27 protein-coding genes are annotated in these 25,356 nt (G+C 71.5%); 16 read left to right on the top strand and 11 right to left on the bottom strand.

From position 1 onward, the window contains the following. Nucleotides 1-106: 106 nt before the first annotated feature. Nucleotides 107-898 carry a GntR family transcriptional regulator gene (locus tag ABD335_RS28695; RefSeq protein WP_344328721.1) on the bottom strand — a complete coding sequence of 264 codons (792 nt, stop codon included), beginning with the start codon at nucleotides 896-898 and terminating at the stop codon, nucleotides 107-109. Between the two features lie 356 nt (nucleotides 899-1,254). On the opposite strand from ABD335_RS28695, the gene ABD335_RS28690 reads away from it, so the two are divergent. The 5 genes from ABD335_RS28690 to ABD335_RS28670 all read left to right on the top strand — a co-directional run bounded on the left by ABD335_RS28690 (nucleotide 1,255) and on the right by ABD335_RS28670 (nucleotide 7,252). Then, complete coding sequence (locus ABD335_RS28690; protein WP_344328720.1) at nucleotides 1,255-2,529, top strand: extracellular solute-binding protein; 1,275 nt, start codon at nucleotides 1,255-1,257, stop codon at nucleotides 2,527-2,529. 106 nt (nucleotides 2,530-2,635) lie between these two features. Next, nucleotides 2,636-3,670 (top strand): carbohydrate ABC transporter permease, encoded by a 1,035-nt coding sequence (locus tag ABD335_RS28685; RefSeq protein ID WP_344328717.1) that lies wholly within the window; start codon nucleotides 2,636-2,638, stop codon nucleotides 3,668-3,670. 101 nt (nucleotides 3,671-3,771) lie between these two features. Then, nucleotides 3,772-4,584 (top strand): carbohydrate ABC transporter permease, encoded by an 813-nt coding sequence (locus ABD335_RS28680; RefSeq protein WP_344328944.1) that lies wholly within the window; start codon nucleotides 3,772-3,774, stop codon nucleotides 4,582-4,584. A 10-nt stretch (nucleotides 4,585-4,594) separates the two neighbouring features. Continuing rightward, on the top strand, nucleotides 4,595-6,136 hold the full coding sequence (locus ABD335_RS28675; protein WP_344328716.1) for a glycoside hydrolase family 3 protein: 1,542 nt from the start codon (nucleotides 4,595-4,597) through the stop codon (nucleotides 6,134-6,136). A gap of 45 nt (nucleotides 6,137-6,181) precedes the next feature. After that, nucleotides 6,182-7,252, top strand: a complete 1,071-nt coding sequence (locus tag ABD335_RS28670) for an SIS domain-containing protein (RefSeq protein ID WP_344328715.1) — start codon at nucleotides 6,182-6,184, stop codon at nucleotides 7,250-7,252. 56 nt (nucleotides 7,253-7,308) lie between these two features. Here ABD335_RS28670 and ABD335_RS28665 read toward each other — a convergent pair whose 3' ends face one another. Next, nucleotides 7,309-8,100 carry a glucose 1-dehydrogenase gene (locus ABD335_RS28665; RefSeq protein ID WP_344328714.1) on the bottom strand — a complete coding sequence of 264 codons (792 nt, stop codon included), beginning with the start codon at nucleotides 8,098-8,100 and terminating at the stop codon, nucleotides 7,309-7,311. A gap of 82 nt (nucleotides 8,101-8,182) precedes the next feature. On the opposite strand from ABD335_RS28665, the gene ABD335_RS28660 reads away from it, so the two are divergent. Together ABD335_RS28660 and ABD335_RS28655 are read left to right on the top strand one after the other, a co-directional pair. Next, entirely contained in the window at nucleotides 8,183-8,785 is a 603-nt protein-coding gene (locus ABD335_RS28660; protein ID WP_344328712.1) for a TetR/AcrR family transcriptional regulator, read from the top strand. A gap of 309 nt (nucleotides 8,786-9,094) precedes the next feature. Continuing rightward, nucleotides 9,095-10,579, top strand: a complete 1,485-nt coding sequence (locus ABD335_RS28655) for a histidine kinase N-terminal domain-containing protein (RefSeq protein ID WP_344328711.1) — start codon at nucleotides 9,095-9,097, stop codon at nucleotides 10,577-10,579. Between the two features lie 224 nt (nucleotides 10,580-10,803). Here the strand turns inward: ABD335_RS28655 and ABD335_RS28650 are convergent, their stop codons facing one another. Both ABD335_RS28650 and ABD335_RS28645 read right to left on the bottom strand, forming a co-directional pair. After that, on the bottom strand, nucleotides 10,804-11,061 hold the full coding sequence (locus ABD335_RS28650) for a WhiB family transcriptional regulator (protein ID WP_324921795.1): 258 nt from the start codon (nucleotides 11,059-11,061) through the stop codon (nucleotides 10,804-10,806). Nucleotides 11,062-11,378: 317 nt separating this feature from the next. After that, a complete protein-coding gene (locus tag ABD335_RS28645) occupies nucleotides 11,379-12,347 on the bottom strand; it encodes a diacylglycerol/lipid kinase family protein (protein ID WP_344328708.1) in 969 nt (322 codons plus the stop codon). A 90-nt stretch (nucleotides 12,348-12,437) separates the two neighbouring features. Here ABD335_RS28645 and ABD335_RS28640 point away from each other — a divergent pair, with 90 nt between their 5' ends. Then, nucleotides 12,438-12,887 (top strand): hypothetical protein, encoded by a 450-nt coding sequence (locus ABD335_RS28640; protein ID WP_344328707.1) that lies wholly within the window; start codon nucleotides 12,438-12,440, stop codon nucleotides 12,885-12,887. 45 nt (nucleotides 12,888-12,932) lie between these two features. Here the strand turns inward: ABD335_RS28640 and ABD335_RS28635 are convergent, their stop codons facing one another. The 4 genes from ABD335_RS28635 to ABD335_RS28620 all read right to left on the bottom strand — a co-directional run bounded on the left by ABD335_RS28635 (nucleotide 12,933) and on the right by ABD335_RS28620 (nucleotide 16,094). Next, entirely contained in the window at nucleotides 12,933-13,883 is a 951-nt protein-coding gene (locus ABD335_RS28635) for an RNA polymerase sigma factor SigF (protein WP_425583770.1), read from the bottom strand. A gap of 38 nt (nucleotides 13,884-13,921) precedes the next feature. Further along, complete coding sequence (locus ABD335_RS28630; RefSeq protein ID WP_344328705.1) at nucleotides 13,922-14,335, bottom strand: ATP-binding protein; 414 nt, start codon at nucleotides 14,333-14,335, stop codon at nucleotides 13,922-13,924. Nucleotides 14,336-14,612: 277 nt separating this feature from the next. Continuing rightward, nucleotides 14,613-15,146, bottom strand: a complete 534-nt coding sequence (locus ABD335_RS28625) for a GNAT family N-acetyltransferase (RefSeq protein ID WP_344328703.1) — start codon at nucleotides 15,144-15,146, stop codon at nucleotides 14,613-14,615. A 9-nt stretch (nucleotides 15,147-15,155) separates the two neighbouring features. After that, the gene (locus ABD335_RS28620) at nucleotides 15,156-16,094 is read right to left on the bottom strand and encodes a 1-aminocyclopropane-1-carboxylate deaminase/D-cysteine desulfhydrase (RefSeq protein WP_344328701.1); all 939 of its coding nucleotides are present in this window, start codon (nucleotides 16,092-16,094) and stop codon (nucleotides 15,156-15,158) included. 487 nt (nucleotides 16,095-16,581) lie between these two features. Between ABD335_RS28620 and ABD335_RS28615 the strand changes: the two genes are divergently transcribed. The 3 genes from ABD335_RS28615 to ABD335_RS28605 all read left to right on the top strand — a co-directional run bounded on the left by ABD335_RS28615 (nucleotide 16,582) and on the right by ABD335_RS28605 (nucleotide 18,082). Continuing rightward, complete coding sequence (locus ABD335_RS28615; RefSeq protein WP_344328700.1) at nucleotides 16,582-16,986, top strand: DUF2267 domain-containing protein; 405 nt, start codon at nucleotides 16,582-16,584, stop codon at nucleotides 16,984-16,986. Nucleotides 16,987-17,157: 171 nt separating this feature from the next. Beyond that, nucleotides 17,158-17,772 (top strand): ADP-ribosylglycohydrolase family protein, encoded by a 615-nt coding sequence (locus tag ABD335_RS28610; RefSeq protein WP_344328699.1) that lies wholly within the window; start codon nucleotides 17,158-17,160, stop codon nucleotides 17,770-17,772. Nucleotides 17,773-17,821: 49 nt separating this feature from the next. Next, a complete protein-coding gene (locus ABD335_RS28605; protein ID WP_344328942.1) occupies nucleotides 17,822-18,082 on the top strand; it encodes an ADP-ribosylglycohydrolase family protein in 261 nt (86 codons plus the stop codon). A 158-nt stretch (nucleotides 18,083-18,240) separates the two neighbouring features. Here the strand turns inward: ABD335_RS28605 and sodN are convergent, their stop codons facing one another. After that, nucleotides 18,241-18,636 (bottom strand): superoxide dismutase, Ni, encoded by a 396-nt coding sequence (gene sodN / locus ABD335_RS28600; RefSeq protein WP_344328697.1) that lies wholly within the window; start codon nucleotides 18,634-18,636, stop codon nucleotides 18,241-18,243. A gap of 162 nt (nucleotides 18,637-18,798) precedes the next feature. Here sodN and sodX point away from each other — a divergent pair, with 162 nt between their 5' ends. Then, complete coding sequence (sodX, locus tag ABD335_RS28595) at nucleotides 18,799-19,215, top strand: nickel-type superoxide dismutase maturation protease (RefSeq protein WP_344328696.1); 417 nt, start codon at nucleotides 18,799-18,801, stop codon at nucleotides 19,213-19,215. On the opposite strand, the gene ABD335_RS28590 is transcribed toward sodX, so the two are convergent. Then, nucleotides 19,134-19,748, bottom strand: a complete 615-nt coding sequence (locus tag ABD335_RS28590; RefSeq protein ID WP_344328695.1) for a CGNR zinc finger domain-containing protein — start codon at nucleotides 19,746-19,748, stop codon at nucleotides 19,134-19,136. The two genes, sodX and ABD335_RS28590, sit on opposite strands and share 82 nt — an antisense overlap. A gap of 99 nt (nucleotides 19,749-19,847) precedes the next feature. Here ABD335_RS28590 and ABD335_RS28585 point away from each other — a divergent pair, with 99 nt between their 5' ends. Beyond that, nucleotides 19,848-20,630: a class I SAM-dependent methyltransferase gene (locus ABD335_RS28585; RefSeq protein WP_344328693.1), complete on the top strand. Its 783-nt coding sequence runs from the start codon at nucleotides 19,848-19,850 to the stop codon at nucleotides 20,628-20,630. 127 nt (nucleotides 20,631-20,757) lie between these two features. On the opposite strand, the gene ABD335_RS28580 is transcribed toward ABD335_RS28585, so the two are convergent. Then, complete coding sequence (locus ABD335_RS28580) at nucleotides 20,758-21,963, bottom strand: NAD(P)-dependent malic enzyme (protein ID WP_344328692.1); 1,206 nt, start codon at nucleotides 21,961-21,963, stop codon at nucleotides 20,758-20,760. A 545-nt stretch (nucleotides 21,964-22,508) separates the two neighbouring features. Between ABD335_RS28580 and ABD335_RS28575 the strand changes: the two genes are divergently transcribed. Genes ABD335_RS28575 through ABD335_RS28565 form a run of 3 tightly spaced genes read left to right on the top strand, consistent with a single transcriptional unit; the run spans nucleotide 22,509 to nucleotide 25,265 of the window. Next, nucleotides 22,509-23,480, top strand: coding sequence for an ABC transporter substrate-binding protein (locus ABD335_RS28575; RefSeq protein ID WP_344328690.1), 972 nt, complete (start codon nucleotides 22,509-22,511; stop codon nucleotides 23,478-23,480). A 43-nt stretch (nucleotides 23,481-23,523) separates the two neighbouring features. Then, the gene (locus ABD335_RS28570) at nucleotides 23,524-24,504 is read left to right on the top strand and encodes an amino acid ABC transporter permease (RefSeq protein ID WP_425583769.1); all 981 of its coding nucleotides are present in this window, start codon (nucleotides 23,524-23,526) and stop codon (nucleotides 24,502-24,504) included. After that, nucleotides 24,501-25,265: an amino acid ABC transporter ATP-binding protein gene (locus ABD335_RS28565; protein WP_344328688.1), complete on the top strand. Its 765-nt coding sequence runs from the start codon at nucleotides 24,501-24,503 to the stop codon at nucleotides 25,263-25,265. Before ABD335_RS28570 ends, ABD335_RS28565 begins: the two co-directional genes overlap by 4 nt. The last annotated feature ends 91 nt before the right edge of the window (nucleotides 25,266-25,356 follow it).

Below are 25,356 nucleotides of genomic sequence, written 5' to 3'. Positions count from 1 at the left end.
CTTCGCGCCGGGGCCTTCTCTCCGGAGACTCCCCGAACCCTCCCCGGTTTCCGCGCACTTCCTCCGCGCGCTCTTCCGCCCGGCGGCTCCGCCGGACGGGAGCCGGTCACCGCCCGCGACCGGGGCGCTGGAGACGGGCGACGAACTTGTAGCGGTCGCCGCGGTAGACCGAGCGCACCCACTCCACCGGCTCGCCGCTCGTGTCGCGCGAGTGCCGGGAGAGCATCAGCATCGGCAGGCCGACGTCCGTGCCGAGCAGGCCCGCCTCGCGCGGGGTGGCCAGGGAGGTCTCGATGGTCTCCTCGGCCTCGGCGAGGTGGACGTCGTACACCTCGGCCAGGGCCGTGTAGAGGGAGGTGTACTTCACCAGGCTGCGACGCAGCGCGGGGAAGCGCTTCTGCGACAGGTGCGTGGTCTCGATGGCCATCGGCTCGCCGCTGGCCAGCCGCAGCCGCTCGATGCGCAGGACGCGGCCTCCGGTGGGGATGTCCAGCAGCTCGGCGAGCCGGTCGTCGGCGGTGACGTAGCCGATGTCCAGCAGCTGGGAGGTGGGCTCCAGGCCCTGGGCGCGCATGTCCTCGGTGTACGAGGTGAGCTGGAGGGCCTGGGAGACCTTGGGCTTGGCCACGAAGGTGCCCTTGCCCTGGATGCGTTCCAGCCGGCCCTCGACGACCAGTTCCTGGAGTGCCTGGCGCACGGTCGTGCGCGAGGTGTCGAACTCGCTGGCGAGCGTGCGCTCCGGGGGGACCGGTGTGCCGGGGGGCATCGTCTCGGTCATCTCCAGCAGGTGGCGCTTGAGGCGGTAGTACTTGGGCACGCGCGCGGTGCGCCCGGCCGTGCCGTTGCCGGCCGCGGCGTCCCCCGCGGACCGTGCTCCCGCGCCCCCGTCGGTCTCCATCGCATGCCTTCCCGACTCGTGTCGTGCAGTCACCGGCTTCCTCCGTACATAGCGGCTCACATCGTGGCACGGCCCTTGCCTCCGGTGGCGTCCCGGCTCAGATGTCGGTCCGGTAACGGATGCGGCCGCGAGCTTTATACACCGTTGACAGCGAAAAAGGTCTAGGCCAAGCTGCGGGCACTGGTCTACACCATTACGACCCGACCACACGGGCAGTACTCGTCGAATGCCGCCTCGATCACCGGTGCCCGCACGGCACGGCGCAGCCGGCGCGGAACATCCGGCGGGAGCGGAGATCTCGGGCGGAGGTCTCGGGCGGTGGGCGGGGGGATTCCTGGCATCCCGGAGGAGGGGACGTGAAGCGCAAGGGCATGGCGGCGATCGGCGTCGCGGCGATGATGGCCGGTCTCGTGGCCTGTGGGTCCGGAGACGGCGGGACGGCCGACGGCGACAAGAAGTTGACCGTCTGGGTCATGGACGGGTCGGCTCCCAAGGAGTGGGTCGAGGAACTCAACAAGGAGTTCGAGGCCGCGCACGAGGGCGTCACGGTCGAGATCGAGGAACAGCAGTGGAACGGGATCCAGGAGAGGATCACCACCGCGCTCTCCGAGGACGCCCCGCCGGACGTCATCGAGCTGGGCAACACCCAGACCGCCGGCTACGCGGTCACCGGCGGCCTCGCCGACCTGACCGACATCAAGGCCGACCTCAACTACGACAACTGGAACAAGGGCATGCTCCCGTCCGCCGAGCTCGACGGGAAGCTCTACGCCGCCCCCTGGTACGCGGCCAACCGCGTGGTGATCTACGACAAGAAGATCTACGAGAAGGTCGGGGTCGAGCCGCCGACCAACCGCCAGGAGTGGATCGAGGGCCTGGAGAAGATCCGCAAGTCCGACAAGGACGTCCAGCCGATCTACCTGCCCGGCCAGAGCTGGTACGTCTTCGCCGGGTTCCTGTGGGACGAGGGCGGCGACTTCGCGGTCGAGGACGGCGACCAGTGGAAGGGCGCGCTCGCCACGCCGGAGGCCGAGAAGGCGATCTCCTTCTACAAGAAGCTCCAGTCCTTCTCCAAGGCCCCCAAGGACACGGACGAGGCGACGCCGCAGCAGTCCACCGACGTGGTGCCCAAGGGCGACGTCGCCTCCTGGATCGGTCTGGGCTGGGAGGCCGCCGGCGCCGTCGAGGCCATCGAGAAGGCCGGCGGCGAGGCCGACTTCGGCTACTTCCCGATCCCGGGCAAGACCTCCGAGAAGCCGGGCAGCGTCTTCTTCGGCGGCTCGAACCTCGCCGTCGCCGAGCGCTCCACCGACAAGGAGCTGGCCCAGGAGTGGCTGAAGGCGGCCACCTCGGAGAAGTGGATGAAGAAGTACGCCGAGGCCACCGCGGGCGGCCTGCTGCCCAACACCGAGGCCGCGCAGGTGCGGCCCGAGTCCGGCTCCTTCGCCGAGGCCATGGTCAAGGCGTCGGGAGTCGGCAACATCACCCCCGTCACCCCCGGCTGGGCCAACGTCGAGACCGAGCCCAACCCGATCAAGGAGTACATGACCAAGGTGCTCAAGGGGACGGACCCGACCAAGGCCGGCGAGGAAGCCGACAAGGTGATCAGCGAGCGGATCAACAAGAGCTGACGCCGCCCGGGGGCACCACGCGGTCCGACCGACGGGGTGCCCCCGCCCCTCAGGCAGGAAGTCGATCCGGTGGGGCCGCATGCCCGTGACCGCGAGGAAGTTGGACATGACCGTGCACGTCAGGGGAGTGGCCCCCGCGGCCGGAAAGCCGGCGGAGGACGCCACCCGGGACACAGGAGAAGCCGACGGCGTCCTGCCGCCCGGCGACCCGGCGCCGAAGAGCGCCGGACGGGAGGAGCGCGGCGGACGGCCGCGGTCGTCGGGATGGCTGCCGTACGCGCTGATCGCCCCGGCGGCCGTCTCCCTGCTGGTGCTCCTGGGCTACCCGCTGGTCCGGAACCTGGTGCTCTCCTTCCAGCGGCTCGGCCGCATCGAGATGATCTCCCGGGCCACCGTGTGGACGGGGTTCGACAACTACGCGGAGCTGCTGGGGGACGACGCGTTCTGGACCGTCGTCCTCCGGACCTTCGTCTTCATGGCGGTCAACGTGGTGTTGATCATGGGGTTCGGCACGCTGGTCGGGCTGCTGCTCAACGCCCTCGGCAAGAAGATGCGGCTCGTGCTCTCCCTGGCCCTGGTCATGGCCTGGGCCATGCCCGTCGTCGCGTCCGCCACCGTCTTCCGCTGGCTGTTCGACACCCAGTTCGGCGTCGTGAACTGGGCGATGCGCACCCTCGGCTTCTCCGGCTACGAGCAGCACAACTGGTTCGAGACCGGGTTCTCGACGCTGGCCATCGTCACCCTGATGATCGTCTGGGCGTCGGTGCCGTTCGTCGCCCTCAACCTGTACGCGGGCCTGACCACCATCAGCGGCGAGCTGTACGAGGCCGCCCGGGTGGACGGGGCCTCCCATGGGAGGATCTTCCGCTCGGTTGTCTTCCCGATGCTGAAGCCCTTCTTCCTGATCACCACCTTCCTGGAGATCATCTGGGTGTTCAAGGCGTTCGCCCAGATCGTCGCCCTCAACAACGGCGGACCCGACCGGGGCTCCGAGACCCTGCCGGTCTTCGCCTACATCGAGGGCATGGCCCAGATGAACTTCGGCATCGCCGCGGCCGCCTCCGTGCTGACCATCCTGATCCTGCTGGTCGCCATGTCCTTCTACTTCCGCCTGATCCTCAAGCAGGAGGAGGAGCAGTGAGCAACACCACCCTGGCCGGCCCGGTCGGTGCGCCTCCGGCGGACTCCCGGCAGCGGCCCCCGTCCGACGGAGGGGCCAAGCGCGCCCGGCGGAGGAAGGGCCTGCGCGGCGGCTCGCTGAACGCCGTGGCGCTCGTGCTGGCGGCCTTCTTCGTCTTCCCCGTCTACTGGATGCTGTCGACGTCCTTCAAACCGGCGTCCGAGGTCCTCACCGAGACCCCCAGCTTCCTGTTCACCCCCACCGTCGAGCACTACGGCACCGCCACCGGCGTGGACATGTTCTGGACGTACGTCCGCAACAGCCTCATCGTCACCCTCGGCGCGGTGCTGCTCGCCCTGCTCGTCGCGCTCGCCGCCGGCTTCGCGATCGTGCGCATGAGGTTCAGGGGCCGCAAGGGCCTGGTGCTCGCGGTGATGATGGCCCAACTGGCCCCCTGGGAGGTCATGGTCATCGTGATGTACCTGATCGCGCGGGACGCCCAGGCGCTCAACAGCATCGGCTTCCTGACGCTCGTCTACTTCGTGATGGTCCTTCCCTTCACCATCTGGACGCTGCGGGGATTCATCGCCGCGGTTCCCCAGGAGCTGGAGGAGGCCGCGATGATCGACGGGTGCAGCCGCGCCCAGAGCTTCTTCCGGGTCGTCTTCCCGCTGCTCGCCCCCGGGCTGATGTCCACGTCGCTCTTCGGGTTCATCACCGCCTGGAACGAGTTCGCCATGGTGCTGGTCCTCAACAAGGAGTCCGAGGCGTACACCCTCCCCCTGTGGCTGACCCAGTTCCAGTCCGCCTTCGGCAACGACTGGGGCGCCACGATGGCCGCCTCGTCCCTGTTCGCCGTCCCCGTGCTGTTTCTGTTCCTCGTTCTCCAACGACGCGCCGTCGGCGGCCTGACCTCCGGCGCAGTGAAGGGATAGCGCACAGCCCATGACGACTCTCACCGGCGCCACCGACACGCTGACCCGCAACGCCCTCGCCGTCCTGCAACCGGGCTTCATCGGCACCACCGCGCCCGACTGGCTGCTGCGCCGGCTGGGCGAAGGACTCGTCTCCGTGGGCCTGTTCGGCCGCAACATCACGTCTCCCGCGCAGCTGGCTGCGCTCACCGCCCAGCTGCGCGGGGCCCACCCCGAGGTACTGGTGGCCGTCGACGAGGAGGGCGGCGACGTCACCCGGCTGGAGGCCCGGGCGGGGTCGTCCTTCCCCGGGAACCTCGCCCTCGGCGCGGTCGACGACACCGACCTGACCCGCGCCGTCGCCCGCGAGCTGGGGCGCCGACTGGCCGAGTGCGGGGTCAACCTCGACTGGGCGCCCTCGGCCGACGTCAACTCCAACCCCGACAACCCCGTCATCGGCGTCCGCTCCTTCGGCGACGCGCCGGACCTGGTGGCCCGGCACACCGCCGCCTGGGTCGAGGGGCTGCAGTCCGCCGGGGTCGCCGCGTGCACCAAGCACTTCCCCGGCCACGGGGACACGGCGGTCGACTCCCACCACGCCCTTCCCCGCATCGACGTCGACCTCGCCACGCTCGCCGAGCGCGAACTCGTCCCGTTCCGGGCGGCGATCGCCGCGGGCAGCAAGTGCGTGATGAGCGCTCACATCCTGCTGCCCGCTCTCGACCCGGCGTTCCCGGGCACGCTCAGCCCGGCCGTCCTGACCGGCCTGCTGCGCGCGCCCGAGAGCGAGGGTGGACTCGGCTTCCAGGGGCTGATCGTCACCGACGGCATGGAGATGCGGGCCGTCGCGGCGACCTACGGCATCGAACGCGGCAGCGTGTTGGCCATCGCCGCGGGCGCCGACGCCATCTGCGTCGGCGGGGGACTGGCCGACGAGGACACCGTGCTGCGCCTGCGTGACGCGCTGGTGAAGGCCGTGGTGGACGGAGAACTGCCCGAGGAGCGGCTCGCCGACGCCGCGGACCGGGTCCGCGCTCTCGCCCGCTGGACCGCGGAGGCGTCCGCCCGCGGCGCGGGGGCCGTCCCGCCCGCCCCCGAGATCGGGCTGGCCGCCGCCCGTCGCGCCCTGAGGATCACCGGAGCGGAGGGCTACACGCCCCCGGACGAGTCGCCGTACGTCGCCGCCTTCGCCCCCGTCGCCAACATCGCCGTCGGTGACGAGACCCCCTGGGGGCTCGCCGCCGAACTGGAGGGGTTCTACCCCGACACCGCGACCGGCTCCTGGAGCCGTGAACAGGCCGAGGCGGCGGGAACGGCCGCGCTGGTCGAGCGGGTGCTCGGCGAGGCCGCGGACCGTAGGATCGTCGCGGTGGTGCGCGACGTCCACCGGCATCCCTGGATGGCCGACGCTCTGCACGCCCTGCTCGTCGCCCGGCCGGACACGGTCGTGGTCGAGATGGGCCTGCCCCAGGCACCGCCGTCCGGAGCACTCCACATCGCGACCCACGGCGCCGCCCGCGTCTGCGGACGGGCCGCCGCGGAGGTCATCGCCGGCCGGGCGACCGACGGCTGAACCTTCGTGGACCGTAGGCACCACAGACAACGGGAGGCCCCCAGCATGTCCGCCACCACTGCACCGCACGGCGAGCGGCCGGGCCGGATCATGGCCGGCGAGATGGCCGAACAGCCCGCCGTACTGCGGCGGATCCTCGGCGAGGGCGCGCCGAGGATCCGCGAGGTCGCCGAACGCATCGCGGCGCGCGCCCCGCGCTTCGTGCTGCTCACGGCCCGCGGCACCTCCGACAACGCCGCCCTCTACGCGAAGTACCTGTTGGAGATCCTGCTGGGCAAGCCCTGCGGCCTCACCTCCATGTCCACCACCACCGCCTACGAGGCCCGGCAGGACCTCACCGACTGCCTCGTCATCGCCGTCAGCCAGTCCGGCGGCTCGCCGGACCTGGTCGCCTCCACCCGGGCCGCCCGCGAGGCCGGAGCCGTCACCCTGGCGGTGACCAACAACCCCGGCTCGCCGCTGGCCGAGGTCGCCGAGTTCCACATCGACATCCTGGCCGGCCCCGAGAAGGCCCTCCCGGCGACCAAGACCTACACGGCCGAACTGCTGTCGCTGTACCTCCTGGTCGACGGACTGCGCGGCGGCGACGGGGCCGACGCGGCCAAGGCGCTGCCCGACCTGGCCGAGGCGATCCTGGCGCGCCAGGACGAGGTTCGGCGGCTCGCGGCCCGCTACCGCTTCGCCGAACGCATGGTCATCACCTCCCGCGGCTACGGCTATCCGACCGCCAAGGAGGCGGCGCTGAAGCTGATGGAGACCAGCTACATCCCGGCGCTGTCCTACTCCGGCGCCGACCTGCTGCACGGCCCGCTGGCGATGGTCGACAACGTCTCCCCGGTGATCGCCATCGTCACCGACGGCAGGGGAGGCAGGGCGCTGCAACCCGTCCTCGACCGGCTGAAGGACCGCGGCGCCGACCTCGTCGTCATCGGCCCCGAGCGGCAGGTGGCCGACGCCTCCGCCGGCTTCGTCCTGCCGACCGGGGACGTGCCCGAGGAGCTCCAGCCCATCCTGGAGATCCTGCCGTTGCAGATGCTGGCCTACGAGGTGACCATCGCTCGCGGCCAGGACCCGGACGCACCCCGCGCCCTGGCCAAGGTCACCGAGACCCGCTGAACCGCGCGAGGACCCCGGGCCCCGCCCCCGAAACGGGGCCCGGGCGCATCGGGCGGCTACAGCAGCGCGCCGCCCGTCGCGTCCAGCCACTGCCCCGTCACCCAGCGGCTGTCGTCGGAGGCGAGGAAGGCCACCACGTCGGCTATGTCCCGCGGTTCGCCGACCCGGCCCAGGGGGCTCTGCGCCGCGGTCCGCCGCAGCACCTCCTCGTCTCCGCGCAGCCAGTCCGCGTTCATGTCGGTGTCCACCACGCCCGGCGCCACGGCGTTGACCGTGATGCCGCGCGGCCCGAGCTCCTTGGCCAGGGTCAGGGTGAAGACGTCGAGAGCGCCCTTGGTCATCGAGTAGGCGATCAGGCTCGGTTCCGCCGCGCCGTGCGTCAGCCCCGTGGAGATGTTGACGATCCGCCCGCCGTCCCGCAGCCGTTCCAGGGCGAGTCGGGTGACGAAGAACGGCGCCTTGGCGTTGACGGCGAAGACCCGGTCGAAGTCCTCCGGCGTCACCCCGGACAGCGGCTCGCGCCGTCCGGTGATCCCGGCGTTGTTGACCAGGATGTCCAGCCCGTCGGCCTCCCGGTCGAAGGCCTCCCACAGGGCTTCCGCGTCACCCGGCACCCCCAGCTCCGCCCGGATGGCGAAGGCCGAGCCGCCGGCGGCCTCGATGGCGGCCACCGTCTCCTTCGCCGCCGTCTCGTCGCGGCCGTAGTGCACCCCGACGCGGGCGCCGTCCCTGCCCAGCCGCTCGGCCACGGCCCGCCCGATGCCCCTGCTGCCGCCGGTGACCAGGGCCGTCCTGCCCGTGAGCCCGGAGCCCTCCGCGCTCTTCACGCCCTCCACGAGTGCAGGCATGGGGATCCCCCTTCTTTGTTTAGCGGTCGATACAGAAATACCGTAGCACGCTTTCTTGAGCGAGCGCTATAGAATCGGTGGCATGGCGACCAGGCAGCGCGGACGACCCCGCTCCTTCGACCGCGACACGGCTCTGGAGAAGGCCCTGCGCACCTTCTGGGAGCACGGCTACGAGACGACCTCGATCGCCGACCTCACCCGGGCCATGGGCATCGCCGCACCCAGCCTGTACGCGGCCTTCGGCGACAAGAAGACGCTGTTCGAGGAGGTCGTGGAGGTCTACGTCCACCGGTACGGCGGCTTCATCGGGCGCGCCCTCGCCGAGGAGCCCACGGCCCGGGGCGCCGTCGGGCGCGTCCTGCGCGAGGCCGCCGTGGAGTACACCGAGCCGGGGCGCCCGCCCGGCTGTCTGGTGATCAACGCCGCCGTCAACGCCGCGCCCGCCTCCGCCGAGGTGGCCGAGGCCCTGCGGGCGATGCGCGAGGAGAACGTCCGCGCCTTCGCCTCCCGCATACGGGCCGGCGTCGCGGCCGGAGAACTGCCGGAGGACACCGACGTCTCCGCGCTCGCCCGGTTCACCGCGGCCGTGCTCCAGGGCATGTCCCAGCAGGCGCGCGACGGCGCGGGACGCGGGGAGCTGGAGGCGGTGGCCGACGCGGCGATGCGGGCCTGGCCGGGGGCGTAGGGGAAACCCCCGAGAACACCCACGGGCCGCGGCGCCGGGACGGGACCCTCAACCCGTCCGGCACCGCAGCCCGGAGCGATCGGAGACCCGGCGCAGTCAGGGCAGAAAGCGCCCGGCCTCGTTCCACCCTCCTGTGCGGGGAGGGCAGAAGTCCACGGCCATTCTGGACCGGACCAATGGCTCGTGTCCACGCCTTGAACACAACACCGGCCGGGTCGGAACGGCTGTCGTCAATTCTTGCGCACACCCGCGCGTATGGACAGACGTCCGACTCGATCGGTTGCCGGTTAGGCTCACACCGTGCCCTCCATGAACGACCTCGTACGCCAGCACACCGCCCTCGGCGACTCCGACCTGGAGTGGCTGCACCTGCTGGTCTCCGAGTGGCAGCTGCTGTCCGACCTCTCCTTCGCCGATCTGGTGCTGTGGGTTCCCACCCGGGACGGGACGCGTTACGTCTCCGTCGCGCAGATGCGCCCCAACACCGGCCCCACCTCCTACCAGAACGACATGGTCGGCCACTTCGTGCCGCGCGGGCGCCGCCCGTTGCTGGACGTCGCCCTGGACGAGGGACGGATCGTGCGCGAGGGCGACCCGGAGTGGCGCGAGGAGGTGCCGGTGCGGGTCGAGTCCATCCCCGTGCGCCGCGAGGGGCGCGTCCTCGGGGTCGTCGCCCGCAACACGAACCTGCTGACCGTGCGGACGCCGAGCCGCCTGGAACTGACCTACCTGCAGAGCGCCTCCGACCTCGCGCAGATGATCGCCGCAGGATCGTTTCCCTTTCCCGACCAGCAGGTCGACATGGACGCCTCCCCGCGGGTCGGCGACGGACTGATCCGCCTCGACGCCGAGGGCGTCGTCCAGTACGCCAGCCCCAACGCGCTCTCCGCCTACCACCGGCTGGGCCTGGCCGCCGATCTGGTCGGGCTGCACCTGGGGCAGGCCACCGCCGAACTGGCGCCCTCCCGCGGCCCGACGGACGAGTCCCTGGTCAAGCTCGCCAGCGGCTGGGCGCCGCGCGAGACCGAGATCGAGGGCAACGGCTGCGTGGTCCAGCTCCGGGCCATCCCGCTCAAACCGAAGGGCGTGCGGATCGGTTCGCTCATCCTGCTGCGCGACGTCACCGAACTCCGCCGCAGGGAGAGGGAGTTGATCACCAAGGACGCCACCATCCGGGAGATCCACCACCGGGTGAAGAACAACCTCCAGACCGTCGCCGCCCTCCTGCGGCTCCAGGCCCGGCGCATCGGCGCGGACAGCGGCGGCACCGCGCGGGAGGCACTGGAGGAGGCCGTTCGCAGGGTCGGTTCGATCGCCATCGTCCACGAGACCCTCTCGCAGACCCTGGACGAGCGCGTGGAGTTCGACGAGATCGCCGACCGGGTGCTGGCGATGGTCGCCGAGATCTCCCCGGGCCTGGTCACCGGGCGCCGTACGGGCCGCTTCGGCGTGCTGGCCGCGGAGGTGGCCACTCCGCTGTCCATGGTGCTCACCGAGGTGCTGCAGAACGCCCTGGAGCACGGGTTCAGGCCGGGGGAGAAGGGCCTGGTCGAGGTCGCCGCCGTCCGGAGCGCGGGAGCGCGCCGCGAGGAGGGGCGGCTGTTGGTCACCGTGCAGGACGACGGGCGCGGTCTGCCCGAGGGCTTCGACGCCCGCACGGCGGGGAACCTGGGGCTTCAGATCGTACGGACGCTGGTGGAGGGGGAGTTGGGCGGCACCTTCGACATGGTGCCGGCTCCCGGCGGCGGTACCAGGGTGATCCTCGACATCCCCGTGGAGCCGGAGAGGCGTTAGGCGCGCGGCGGACGTTCTCCGCCGCGCGTCGCCCCGCGCGCCGGAGGCGTCCGCCCCGAAGAGCCGGGACGGGCGGAACGGGGGCCGGTGGAGCGGACCCCGTACGACACCGAGCCCCGGACCGTGGCGGGGCCGTACGGTCCGGGGCTCGACGTCGTCGTTGCGGTGCGCACTGCGGGCACTGCGCGCTGCGGTTCGGGGGGCAGCAGGTGGCGGGGTGGGCGTCAGGCAGTGGCCTTGCGCGCCCGGTTGCGGGCGGCGCGGCGCTTCATGGCGCGGCGCTCGTCCTCGCTGAGGCCACCCCAGACACCGGAGTCCTGACCGGTCTCCAGCGCCCACTGCAGGCACTGCTCCATCACGGGGCAGCGGCGGCAGACGGCCTTGGCTTCCTCGATCTGCAGCAGCGCGGGACCGGTGTTGCCGATCGGGAAGAAGAGCTCGGGGTCTTCCTCGCGGCAAACGGCGCTGTGACGCCAGTCCATGGCTGCTCCATCTCCTACGCGTTGCGGTAATTGCTTGTGAATGTGAACGCTTTCACGAATCCCTCCACAAGGGAAGGGGCATCGCCCAGTTTCCCGGGTGTGTCCCTAGGGGGATGAGGAGGAGGATTCGGGGCTCTCAAGGGGGTCGGCGTCGACCGTCCCGATCGCCATGAAGAGCCTCGCAAACCTCGGCGACGGATACAACCCCTTCCCGGAAGTTTTTTTTGATTCCTTGGTGTCGGGTAGGTCACAGCCGTACTTCCAGGGGGTGGATCCTGGCCTAAACGTTCGAGTGAAAGGACTTTCACCACATCCACTTACACAATCACACGCAGTGCACGGCGTACGCCTGTGAACGTCACACTCGTACGCAGTCCCAGGTGGTCACCGTCCACCTGAAACGGCAAGGGAACCTGCGAATGCAAGGTGAAGTCGGTGAGGTCGTGGAGGGAGACCACGTGCCTGCCGCGCGGACCGCGCTCGGGCGAGGAAGCCAGCAGTTGGGTCCCGTAGCGGGTCACCGCGGAGGGCGTGAGCCGGGTCAGACCGAGCACGTCGAGCGCGGTGTCGAAGGAGGCCCGGGGGGCCGCGTACACCGGGCGGTTGCCCAGGTAGGTCCAGGGCGCGGTGTTGCAGACTATCGACAGGGCCAGGCCGTGGACGGGGTCCTCGCCGGGCCGCCGGAGCGTGATCGTCCCCTCGCGGCGGTGCGCGTCCCCCAGGAACTGCCGTATCACCTGGCGCAGATAGAGAGCGTGCGTCGAACGCCTGCCGAGCTCCCGCTTCTGCTCGACCCGGCCGACCACGCCGGCGTCGAAACCGAGCCCCGCGCAGAAGGTGAACCAACGGGCGGGCACCTCCGCGTCCTCCGTGCCCGGCGTACCGGCCGCCAAGCCCAGGCCCACGGTCCGCTCGCTGCCCGAGTGCAGCGCGTCCAGCAGGGCGCCCGTGGCCTCCACCGCGTCGTTGGGCAGGCCGAGCGCACGGGCGAAGACGTTGGTCGAGCCGCCGGGTACGACCGCGAGGCGGGGGAGGACGTCGGGAGCGGGGCCCTCGTACAGCAGTCCGTTGACGACCTCGTTGACCGTGCCGTCCCCGCCGAGCACGATCACCAGCTCGATCTCCCCGCGCTGGACGGCCTGCCGCCCGAGGTCGCGCGCGTGGCCCCGGTACTCGGTGGTGACGACCTCCAGCTTGAGGTCGCTGGCCAGGGCGTGGATGAGCACGTCCCGGGTCCGCGCGCTGGTGGTGGTGGCTGTCGGGTTGACCACGAGGAGTGCGCGCATGGAGTGCAGGGTACCCATCCGCCGTCGAGGCGACCCAACCCCGGGGTGGGCGGCGACCGCCCGGCGAGGGCCCACCGTTACCCTGACGGTGTGAGCACGGACGCATCCTCCGCCGACGCCCCCCGCACCCCCTCTTCCCCCCGCCCGGCCCGGCTCACCGCCGCGGCCGTGCTGGTGGCGGTACAGGGAGTGGTGGTGGCGGGCCTGGGGATCGGCATGTTGGTCATGCTCCTGACCGGGAGCCATGCCGACGACACCGTCCAGGCGCTCACCGGAGCCGTGACCGTGCTGGCGCTGGCCGTCCTGCCGCTGGCCGCCGCGCGCGGGCTGTGGCTGCTGCGCCGGTGGAGCCGCGGACCGGCCGTGATCGTGCAGCTCATGGCCGTCCCGGTGGGCTGGCAGATGGCCCAGAACGGCGGTGTGTGGCTCGCGGGCGGGGTGACCATCGCGCTCACCGCGCTCGCGGTGCTGGTCTGCGTGCTGAGCCCGGCCGCCACCGAGGCCCTGGGCGTCGGCCCGCGCGAGCCACGGGACGCCTGACCGCCGTACCCGGCCGTCGCTCCCCGACGGCTCCCGACCGTTCCCCTACTCCTCGACCAGCAGCCGATCGCGCAGCTGCGCGAGGGTGCGGGCCAGCAGACGCGAGACGTGCATCTGCGAGATCCCGACCTCCTGGGCGATCTGGGACTGGGTCATGTTGCCGAAGAACCGCAGCAGCAGGATCTTCTTCTCGCGCGGCGGCAGCTCCTCCAGCAGCGGCTTGAGGGACTCGCGGTACTCCACGCCCTCCAGGGCGTCGTCCTCGGCACCGAGGGTGTCCGCGACGGCCGGGGACTCGTCGTCCGTGTCCGGGACGTCGAGGGAGAGCGTGCTGTAGGCGTTCGCCGACTCCAGCCCCTCCAGCACCTCCTCCTCGGAGATCGACAGCCGCTCGGCCAGCTCGTGGACGGTCGGGGCGCGCCCGTGCTGCTGGGAGAGCTCCGCGGTCGCCGTCGTCAGGGACAGCCGCAGCTCCTGGAGCCGGCGCGGCACCCGCACCGCCCAGCCCTTGTCGCGGAAGTGCCGCTTGATCTCGCCGACGACCGTCGGGGTGGCGTAGGTGGAGAACTCCACGCCGCGCTCCGGGTCGAAGCGGTCCACCGACTTGATCAGGCCGATCGTGGCGACCTGCGTCAGGTCGTCCAGCGGCTCGCCCCGGTTGCGGAAGCGCCGCGCCAGGTGCTCGACCAGGGGCAGGTGCATCCGTACCAGGGTGTTGCGGAGTTCGGCCCTCTCCGGAGAGCCGTCCGGAAGACCGCGCAGTCTGACGAAGAGGTCCCGTGCGCCGCCGCGGTCCTGTGCACCGGGTCGGTGGTGGTGCTCGTCCGTGCCGTCCACGTGCCCGTGCTGCTGGTCCTCCATGGCACCCGCTCGCTCTGCCCGCTCCGCTCGCCGATGGGAATCGGCCGGATGAGGCCGGGCGTGCTGCTCGGGGATGATCGGACCGGCCGCCTTCTCGTGGCGGCCCGTCCGCGTTTCGCTCTCCAGGTCGTTCACAGCGACCCCCTTGTCCCGTACCGGCCCGTGTGCGTCGGTCACGACGCCCCTGGGCCGGCGCCGCGCTTCTTGTGCAGGCTGATGCTGACCGTGCGATCCTCGGCCACGGTGGAGTCGACCTCGCCCGCCAGCGCGGACAGCACCGTCCAGGCGAAGGTGTCGCGCTCGGGCGCGCGGCCGTCGGTGGTGGGCGCCGAGACGGTCACCCACAGGGAGTCCCCGACGAGCTTGAAGACGCAGCTCAACACGCTGCCGGGAACGGCTTGCTGAAGCAGGATGGCGCACGCCTCGTCGACGGCGATGCGCAGATCCTCGATCTCGTCGAGGGTGAAGTCCAAACGGGCCGCGAGACCGGCGGTGGCGGTGCGCAGCACCGACAGATAGGCGCCCGCGGCGGGCAGCCGGACCTCGACGAAGTCCTGCGTCCCGGGCTCGCCTGCGATCTGGGACACCCTCACCTCCAAGGTGACACAAGCTGATGGCTGCGAACGCCGGTCCGGCGCCCTCGTGTCGGAGGGTGAACGGATCGGCGCGGCAGATCGTTCGCCTGCGACGCTATCGCGATCCGGGGCATGCTGTCGCCCGAGTCCCGATCGGCACCTTTCCCGCGAACGTCACCCATAGTAAACACACGAACACTGTGCGTGGCTAGGGGTCTGCGGTGCCAAATCCATTCCGCCCACGCCGTGTTCACGGCGTTCCACAGCGCTCCACGGCGTTCCACAGCGCTCATCGGTCCCCGGATGTTCCCGGGGCCGCGGATCCGTCCGTTCCGCCCGGTGTTCCGGTGCGGGCGGCGAGGGTGCGCAACGGTTCGCCGGAGAGCCGGAAGACCGTCCACTCGTCCATCGGCTCGGCGCCGAGCGACTTGTAGAAGCCGATGGAGGGCTCGTTCCAGTTCAGTACCCACCATTCGAAGCGTTCGTAACCCCGCTCGACGCAGAGGCGGGCGAGTTCGGCCAGCAGCGCCCTGCCGTGGCCCGCGCCGCGCGCGTGGGGGCGGACGTACAGGTCCTCCAGGTACACGCCGTGGGTCCCGGTCCAGGTCGAGAAGTTCAGGAACCACAGGGCGAAGCCGACCGGCTCGCCGTCGGTGTCGTCCTCGGCCACCAGCGCGAAGACGGCGGGGTTCTCGCGGAAGAGGGCGTCGCGCAACTGCTCCTCGGTCGCCTTGGCGTGCTCCAGCGCGCGCTCGTACTCCGCCAGCTCGCGGATCATGGCGTGGATCGCGGGGACGTCCGCGGGGGTGGCCGTTCGAATCACGTGGGAAGGCTAACCGGTCACCACGGCGGCCACCGACGTTCCCGGGGCGAAGGCGCCCTCCCCGGCCAGGACGCTCAGCCCGTACAGCGTCTTGGCGACGTAGACGCGGTCCAGGTCCGGCAGCCCGTGCCGCGCCGAGAAGTCCCGGGCGAAGGCCTCCAGGTCGGCGGTGGTGCGGGCGAAGCCGCCGCAGTGGAAGCGGTCCTCCACCGTCCAGGAGCCGCGGCGACCGCCGAAGGCGGCGCGCTGGAGCCGCTCCACCTCGCCGGCGAGGAAGCCGCCCCGCAGGACGGCGAAGCCGACGGCCCGCTGTCCGCGCGCCAGTCCGGCGGCGAGCCCGGCGAGCGTGCCGCCCGTGCCGCACGCGACGGCCACCACGTCGGCGGCGCCGCGCAGTTCCCGGCCCAGTTCGGCGGCGCCCCGCACGGCCGCCGCGTTGCTGCCGCCCTCCGGCACGAGGAGGAACGGGCCGAAGAGGTCGTGGAGGCGGTCGGTCCACTCCGGGTCGTCCCTGCGCCGGTACTCGGCCCGCGTCACGAAGCGCAGCCGCATGCCGTCGGCGACGCAGCGGGCGAGGGAGTCGTTGAGCGGCCGGTCGGCCAGTTCCTCGCCCCGCACCACCCCGATCGTGGACAGCCCCAGCAGGCGCCCGGCGGCGGCCGTGGCCCGCAGGTGGTTGGAGTAGGCGCCGCCGAAGGTCAGCAGGGTGCGCGGGCCGTCCCGCAGGGCGGTGCGCAGGGTGGGGACGAGCTTGCGCCATTTGTTGCCGACGAGGTCGGGGTGGATCAGGTCGTCGCGTTTGAGCAGCAGGCGGACGCCGTGGCGCGCGAAGCGCTCGTCGACCACCTCCGTCAGCGGGGAGGGCAGGCGCGGGGCGAGGGCGTCCAGGGCCGCCTCGGGGTCGGGCGGGAGGGGGCCGGGGGACCGGCCGGGGGTCGCGCTGCTCATCGTGCCATTGTCCCGCCGGCGTGGCACTCCGTGTCACCCCGGTCCGCACCCGGCGGGCGGGGAGGAGGCGAGGGGGCCGCCCGACCCGGCCGCCGTTCCGCCCGCGAAGGCCGGGCGTCGGGGTGGGGGAGGGCCGGCGACCGCGGTGAACTCGGGCGCTGTGGTCGGTGAGGGAGGAAGGAACGCGGGTGGTCCGTGCGCCATCGCGAATGTCGATTTCTCGCCCGTGTGAAAGCGCTTTTCCGGGGCACATGGCTGTACGCCCCGATCCGTGGAAGCCCGCCGGCGCGCCCCCGTGATCAGGGCTGACACGAGGTGGCTGTGCTGCTGTGAGTCGGCTGTTGTCAAGTTTTCTTGACCTGAGCTATACAGATGTATAGAGGGCATTGCACTCAGTGCCGCGTCGGCTGCCCTGCGCACGCCGGAACAGCGAGCGACGGCCCGTGCCGACCACCTCACCGGTACCAGCAGCAGTACGGAAGGGGAGATGGACATGCGGTGGAGCGAGTTCGTGGCGAAGGTACGCGAACGGGGACAGTACCCGACGACCAAGGAGGCCGAACGCGTCTCGCGGATCGTGCTCTCGGCCCTGGGAGGCCACCTCACCGGGCCGGAGCGCACGGAGCTGGCCGTCCGTCTCCCCGAGGAGGGGATGCGCGTGCTGACCGACCAGCTCCAGGTCGCCAAGCCCCTGAGCGGTGCGCAGTTCGTCGACAGCGTCGCGGCGCGCATCGAGGGCGCCACCCCGGCGACCGCGCGCTGGGACGTCAGCTCGGTGCTGAGCGTCGTCGCCGAGATCGCCGGCGGCGACCTGCTGGACCGCATCATCGACCGGCTTCCGCCCGGCTACGCCTTGCTGTTCGGGCGTGCCCAGCTCGCCCAGCTCGTCTGAGCGCGGACGAACGGTCGGGCCAGCGGCCCGCAGCGACCGCATCGCTGCGGGCCGCTGGCCTGTCCGCGCCCGCCCGCGGCCGGACGACACACCGGGAGCGGGACGCGCCGCGAGCGGAACGCACCGGGAGCGGGGATGGCGTCGGACGGCCCCACCGGCCGGCATGACGGCATGGCGAGCACGGGGACGGAACGGGACGGTGCGCGCGGTGCCGCGCTGGACAGCCTGCGCGGCCTGGCGCTGGGCGACGGATTCGGCCGGCGGTGGTTCTCCTACGCCCCCGAGGACGCGGTCGCGATGATCCGCGCCCGTGAGGCCCCCACCGAGGAGCCCTGGCGCCGGACCGACGACACCGCCATGGCGCTGTGCGTGGTGCGGGTGCTGCTGCGGGCCCGGGCCGTCGATCCGGAGGCACCGGCCCGCGAGTTCGCCGCGGCGTACGAGGCCGATCCGGGCCGCGGCCACGGGTACGGCACGCACGAGCTGCTGCCGCGGCCGGCGTCCGAGCCGGGCGCCTGGGAGACCCGTGCCCGGCCGCTCTTCGACGGCCGGGGCAGTCTCGGCAACGGGGCCGCCATGCGCGTCGCCCCGCTGGGCGCGTGGTTCGCCGGAGATCCGGACCGGGCCGCGGCCGAGGCCGCCGCCTCGGCGGCCGTCACCCACACCCACCCCGAGGGGGTGGCCGGGGCCGTCGCGGTCACGGAGGGGCGGCGCGCTCCCCCGGCGACCTGCTCGGCGAGACGGCCGCGGCCACGCCCGCCGGACCGATCCGCGACGGGTTGCTGACCGCCGCCGGCCTCCCGCCGACACCCCGGTCCACCGCGCGGCCGAGCGGCTGGGCAACGGCTCCCGCGTCCGGGCCTCGGACACGGTGCCGTTCGCGCTGTGGAGCGCCGCCCACCACCAGGACGATCCGGTCCCGGCGCTGTGGACCACGGCCGAGGGCCTGGGGGACGTGGACACCACCTGCGCCATCACCGGCGGCGTCGTCGCCGCCCGCACGGGCCTGGACACCGTTCCGAGGACCTGGCGCGAGCCGTGCGAGCCCCTCCCGGACCGGGTGGCCGCCGCGGAGGCGGGCGCGGACGCGGTGTGACGCCGGCGCCGCGCCCGAGCCGCGGCCCGGGAACGAGCGGGAAGACGACCGCACCCGGTCCGTCGCGGACTCGGTGACCAGAGTCCGGCGGACCGGGTGCGGAGGGGTGGGACTTCCCGTTCGGGAGATCGCCGCGAGTCGAGCGGCACGGCCCGGGATCAGGCCTTCTTGGTCTCCCAGAAGATCTTGTCGATCTCGGCGATGAGGTCCAGCAGCTTCTGGCCCGTCGCCGGGTCGGTGGAGGCCTTGGCGGCCGAGGCGGCCTTCAGGGCGTCGTTCACCAGCTGGTGGAGCTGGGGGTACTTCTCGAAGTGCGGGGCCTTGAAGTAGTCGCTCCACAGCACGGAGATGTGGTGCTTGGCGATCTCGGCCCGCTGCTCCTTGATGTACGTCGCACGGGCCCGGTAGTGCGGGTCGTCGTTGGCCTGGTACTTCTCCTGGATGGCCTTGACCGACTCCGCCTCGATGCGGGCCTGGGCAGGGTCGTAGACACCGCAGGGAAGGTCGCAGTGGGCGCTGACCTTGACCTTCGGGGCGAACAGGCGGGAGAGCATGAAAGCCGTCCTTCCTCGTGATCGTCTTCTCACGTGTGAGATTACTCCGTGAGGAACGCCTTTTCGCGTGTGCCCCCACCGGCTTAGGACAAAAGTCCGGGCGGAGCGGGGAGGACCGGGGAAGGGGCGCTGGTACAGGGACGAGGACCGGAGGTGCCGCGAATGCCGGAGCAGGTGGGCGAGGAGGAGGGCCGCGGGCTGCTGCGGATCGGGCTGGCCGAGGTCTACAACCCCTCGATGGAGCCGACGCTGCGCCCCGGGGACCTGCTGGTGGTGCGCTACGGGGGCGCGGTGCGGCCCGGGCACGTGGTGGTGGTGCGGCATCCCTTCCAGCACGACCTGCTGATCGTCAAGCGCGCGGTGGAACGGCGTCCGGGCGGCTGGTGGGTCCAGGGCGACAACCCGTCCGTGCGCAACGACAGCCGCGAGTTCGGGGTGGTGCCCGACGACCTCGTGGTGGCGCGCGCGTGGGTGCGGCTGCGGCCCCTGCGGCAGGTTCAGCGGACCCCCGGCGCGCTGCTCGGCTGGCTCTTCTCGGCGGTGCGGCCGCTGTTCTCCAGGCGTTTGCGGGCTCGGTAGGCGGCGACGTTGGCGCGGGTCGCGCAGCGGTCCGAGCAGTAGCGCCGCGAGCGGTTGGTGGAGGTGTCCAGGTAGGCGTTGCGGCAGGGGTCGGCCTGGCAGATGCCCAGCCGCTCCACGCCCAGTTCGGTGAGGTGGAAGGCCAGGCCCATGCAGGCGGTGGCGGCGTACCCGGCCGTGGCGTTGGCGGGGTGGTCGGCCAGGTGCATGTGCCAGCGCGGGCGGCCCTTGTCGTCCAGGTGGTCGTGGCCGGAGATCTGAGGGCTGGCCGGGAACTCCATCAACAGGGCGTTGAGGAGGTCCACGGCCCTGACCTCGTCCCCTTCCGAGGCGGCCGTGAAGACCGCGCGCAACCGCGTCCGCACCCCGCGCAGCCTGGTCACGTCGGCCTCCGTGGCGCGCCGCGCCGCGCTCTGGTTGGGGCCGAAGAGGTCGCGTACGGCCTCGACCGAGGTGAGCGTGTCCTCGCCGCGCTGGGGTTGTTCGGTGTTCACCAGCCGCACGGCGTAGTCCGAGTAATAGTTCAGTTCCACTTGTGGTCCTTACGGATGCGCTCTATGGTCATGGGCGGACGAAGTAAGGGTCTTTCTCTCGTCCAGGCTATTACTTCTTCGGAGTGCAGGGGGTTTGTCATGACCGAGGCGGGCACGACCGTACGCGTGGACTGGCGTCACTGGCAGTCCACGTGGGACCGCCAGCAGGAGTGGTACCTGCCCGATCGCGAGGAGCGGTTCGGGGTGATGCTCGACGCGGTCGAGGCGCTGGTCGGCCCCGAGCCGAAGGTACTGGACCTGGCGTGCGGCACGGGCAGCATCTCCGACCGCCTGCTGCGCCGGTTCCCGAAGGCCACCGGCACCGGGATCGACCTCGATCCGGCCCTGCTGACCATCGCGCGCGGACACTTCGCCGCCGACTCCCGCGTGGAGTTCGTCCGAGCCGACCTGCGCGACCCGGAGTGGTGCGACGCCCTGCCGCACCAGGAGTACGACGCCGTGCTCACCGCCACCGCGCTGCACTGGCTGCGCGAGGACGAGCTGCGGACGCTGTACGGCCGGATCGCGGGCGTCCTGCGGGACGGCGGGATCTTCCTCAACGCCGACCACATGCCCGACGACACCACGCCCCGGATCAACGAGGCCGTGAACGCCTTCCACCGGGCGCGGCGCGAGCGGGAGAAGGCCGCGGGCGCGCAGGACTGGGCCGAGTGGTGGGCGATGGCCGCCGCCGACCCGGTGCTGGCGGAGCCGACCGCCGAGCGCTTCCGCATCTTCGGCGACCCGACGGAGGGGGACCACGCCGACGGCCGGCCGCAGTCCGCGGCCTGGCACGTCGACGCGCTGCGGGCGGCCGGCTTCGCCGAGGCGCGGTTGGTGTGGGCGTCGCCGACCGACGGGATGGTGCTCGCCCTGAAGTGACGCCGGGCGCCGGTGCCGGGTGCGGGCGCCCGGCACCGGGCAGGGGTCCGGACGGCGAACGGCCGCGGGGGCGGCGCGGACCGGATACGTCCGGTCCGCGCCGCCCCCGCGGCCGTGTTCGGGGCGCTCAGCGCCGGGCCACGCCCTCCGCGCGCGCGGCGGCGGCGACGGCGGCGGTGACCGCCGGGGCGACCCGCTCGTCGAACGGCGAGGGGATCACCTTCTCCGCGCTCAGCTCGTCGGCGACCACCGAGGCCAGGGCGTCGGCCGCGGCCAGCTTCATGCCCTCGGTGATCCGCGAGGCCCGCACCTGGAGGGCGCCCGCGAAGATGCCCGGGAAGGCGAGGACGTTGTTGATCTGGTTCGGGTAGTCGCTGCGGCCGGTGGCGACGACCGAGGCGTACTTGCGGGCCACGTCCGGGTGGATCTCCGGCGTGGGGTTGGCCATGGCGAAGACGAACGCGTCCGCCGCCATCCTCGCGACGGCCTCCTCGGGAACCGTGCCGCCGCTGACGCCGATGAAGACGTCGGCGCCCTCCATCGCCGTCTCCAGCGACCCGGTCAGCCCCGCCCGGTTGGTGAAGCCCGCCAGCTCCCGCTTGACGTCGGTGAGGTCCGCGCGGTCGAGGGAGACGATGCCCTTGCGGTCACAGACGGTCACGTCGCCGATGCCCGCCTCGACCAGGATCCTGGCGATGGCCACGCCGGCCGCGCCCGCGCCGGAGATGACGGCGCGCAGCGCGCCGAGCTCGACGCCGCGCAGCCGGGCGGCGTTGCGCAGCGCGGCGAGCGTGACGACGGCCGTGCCGTGCTGGTCGTCGTGGAAGACCGGGATGTCCAGACGCTCCTGGAGGCGGCGCTCGATCTCGAAGCAGCGCGGTGCGGAGATGTCCTCCAGGTTGACGCCGCCGAAGGAGGGCGCCATGCGGACGACGGTCTCCACGATCTCGTCCACGTCCGTGCAGTCCAGGGCGATCGGGACCGCGTCCACGCCGCCGAACTGCTTGAAGAGGATGGCCTTGCCCTCCATCACCGGGAGGGACGCCTCCGGGCCGATGTCGCCCAGGCCCAGCACCGCGGTGCCGTCCGTGACGACCGCCACGACCTGGGACTTCCAGGTGTAGTCGTGGACCAGGTCCGGCTGCTCCGCGATGGCGCTGCACACCTTGGCCACACCGGGTGTGTAGGCCAGGGACAGGTCGTCCGTGTCCCGCACCGGCACGGTCGCCCGGACCGCCATCTTGCCGCCGCGGTGCAGGGCGAAGGCCGGGTCGATGGCCGGATCGACATCGCTCTCCAGCTCGCTCCCGGAATTGACGATCTCCGCTGCCACTGTTGTAACCCCTTTGTCGAAAATTTCTGCGAGGGTGGCCGCTGCCTGGTCGAGGAGCGGGCGGGCACCACGTCCGCGGCCTGTCCGGCGGATGGGCCACCGTCGAGGGGGGTGCGGACGCCGGGCGCGCCGCACACGCGCCCTGGTCCCCGGGTGAGGGGTGTAACTGCTCTTTCTACCGGATGCCCGACGCGACGGACGAGTGGGATTCGCCTCTCCGGACGCCGCCGAATGCCTCCGCGGCCAGGGCGACGGGGAACGAAAGCCCTGGACAGAGAGGGGAAGGCCGGGTGGACGCGGCCGGAGGGGAGTGATGAAACTCTCCCTCTGTTCACCCTGGCGCTCATATGAGCAGACGCTTACCGGCCGTAACCGTCGTTCGATGATCGATCCTGGTATCCCGTTATCCGATTTTGACCTGGTTACCATCCTGGCCTTCGGTGGCCGGATGGCAAGATTCCCTTCATCGCAGAGTGCCGCGCCGCGTCCGGTGGAGGCGTGCCCGGCTGATCGGCTACTCCACTCACCCCGCAGGAGGACCACCCATGACCGCACGCACCACCCGCCCCCTGCCCTCGGTGGGAGGCACCTCCCGTCCGTCCGCGCGCCGGCGTCTCGTCGCGGTCGGAGCCCTCGCGGTCGCGGGCTCCCTGCTGCTGACGGCGTGCGGCGACCAGACCGACAGCGGTGGTGAGGGCGGCGGCGAACCCAAGGCCAAGACCTCCGAGGCCCCGCTCTTCGACAAGCTCCCCAAGGACATCCAGTCCGCGGGCGTCATCAAGGTCGGCTCGGACATCGCCTACGCGCCGATCGAGTTCATGAACGAGGACGGCGAGCCCGACGGGATCGACCCCGACCTGGCCGAGGCGATGGGCAAGGTGCTGGGCGTCGAGCTCAAGTTCGAGAACGGCACCTTCGACCAGCTCGTCCTCGGCATGAACTCCGGCCGCTACGACGTCGTGATGTCGGCCATGACGGACACCAAGGAGCGCCAGCAGGGCGAGAGCAAGGACGCCGAGGGAGGCGCGGACTTCGTCAACTACTTCAAGGCCGGCTCCGCGATCCTGGTCAAGAAGGGCAACCCGAAGAACATAGAGACGCTCGACGACCTCTGCGGCAAGAAGGTCGCCGCGCAGCGCGGCACCGCCAACGAGACGCTGGTCAAGGAGCAGGACAAGAAGTGCGACGGGGGCCTCGACGCGTTCATCGCGGACAAGGACACCGACTCCATCACGCAGCTCCAGAACGGGCGGGCCGACGCCGTCGTCACGGACTTCCCGGTGGCGCTCTACAACGAGCTGAACGCCGGTGGCGGCAAGCTCTTCGAGGTCGTCGGCGACCAGATCGACGCCGCTCCCTACGGCATCGCCGTCAACAAGAAGGACACCCAGCTGCGCGACGCCCTCAAGGCGGCGGTCCAGGAGATCATCGACAACGGCGAGTACGCCAAGGTCCTGAAGAAGTGGAAGGCCGAGGCCGGAGCGATCGAGGAAGCCACCGTCAACGCGGGCAAGTGACCCCCGCCGAGACCCCACCGCACAGAGTTAAGGCAACGCTTCCGTGACCGAATCCCACGACAAGACCGAGAAGGTCCCGGCCCAGGTGAACCCTGGAGCCGGGCCCTCCGGCGGCTCCGCCGCCCTACCGCCCGAGGCCGTCAAGGCCATTCCGGTCCGGCACTACGGCCGCTGGATCGGAGCGGCGGTCGTCATCGCCCTGCTCGCCCTGCTGGTCGCGGCCTTCGCCCGGGCCGACATCGACTGGGGCCTGGTCGGCAAGTACCTCACCGACGGAACCTTCGTCACCGGGGCCTGGGAAACCCTGAAGATCACCGTGTACTCCATGCTCATCGGCGTCGTCCTCGGCATGGTGCTGGCGGTGATGCGGATGTCGCGGAACCCGGTGCTCAGCGGCGTCGCCTGGGCCTACATCTGGTTCTTCCGCGGAACCCCGGTGCTGGTCCAGATCTTCCTCTGGTTCAACCTGTCGATCGTCTTCGAGTACGTGGACCTCGGTCCGCTGTACAGGAACGAGATGAACGACGTCATGACGCCGTTCGTCGCGGCCCTGCTGGGCCTCGGCCTCAACGAGGCGGCGTACATGGCGGAGATCAGCCGGGCCGGCATCCAGTCGGTGGACAGCGGCCAGACCGAGGCGGCCCACGCGCTGGGCATGAAGAGCTCGCAGACCATGCGCCGCATCGTGTTGCCCCAGGCCATGCGGGTGATCATCCCGCCCACCGGCAACGAGTTCATCAACATGCTCAAGACGTCCTCGTTGGCCTATGCCATCGGTTACCAGGAGCTCTTCCTGGCCAGCCGGGACTTCGGCTCCCGGACCCTGGCGGTCATGGAGGCGCTGATGGTGGTCACCGTCTGGTACCTGGCGCTGACGACGCTCTTCAGCGTCGGCCAGTACTACCTGGAGCGCCACTTCGCCCGGGGCAGCAACCGGGAACTGCCCCCGACGCCGCTCCAGCGGATCAGGGGACAGCTCACCTCGTTCCGCACGCCCAGCCAGGTGGGAGGGAAGACGATATGACCACCCCGATGGTGAAGGCGGAAGGCGTCCACAAGTCCTTCGGCCACGCCCACATCCTCAAGGGCATCGACCTGGAGGTGGCACCGGGCGAGGTGTTCTGCCTGGTCGGCCCGTCCGGCTCCGGCAAGTCCACCTTCCTGCGCTGCATCAACCACCTGGAGAAGATCAGCGCCGGACGGCTGTGGGTCGACGGCCGGCTCGTCGGCTACCGGCAGAAGGGCGACAAGCTCTACGAGCTCAAGGAGCGCGAGGTCGCCGCCCAGCGCCGTGACATCGGCATGGTCTTCCAGCGCTTCAACCTCTTCCCGCACATGACGGCGGTGGAGAACGTCATGGAGGCGCCGGTCCAGGTCAAGGGCGAGACCAAGGCCGTGGCGCGGGAGCGGGCGTTGAAGCTGCTGGACCGCGTCGGCCTCGGCGAGCGGACCGACCACTACCCCGCCCAGCTCTCCGGCGGCCAGCAGCAGCGGGTGGCCATCGCCCGCGCGCTGGCGATGGAACCCAAGCTGATGCTCTTCGACGAGCCCACCTCGGCCCTCGACCCGGAGCTGGTCGGCGAGGTGCTGGACGTCATGCGCGACCTCGCGGAGGACGGCATGACGATGATCGTCGTCACCCACGAGATGGGCTTCGCCCGGGAGGTCGGCGACTCGCTGGTCTTCATGGACGACGGCGTGGTCGTCGAGTCCGGCCTGCCGCGCGAGGTGCTGACCAATCCGCAGCACGAGCGGACGAAGGCGTTCCTGTCCAAGGTCCTCTGAGCCGGGATCCTCCGAGCCGGCGACGCGAGGGCGGTGCGACCCCGATCCGGGGCGCACCGCCCTCGCGTTTTCCCGCCCCCGTCCGCGTCCC

This window comes from Streptomyces macrosporus (assembly GCF_039533145.1).
Lineage (GTDB): Bacteria > Actinomycetota > Actinomycetes > Streptomycetales > Streptomycetaceae > Streptomyces > Streptomyces macrosporus.
This window is presented reverse-complemented; position numbering and strand designations above follow the sequence as displayed.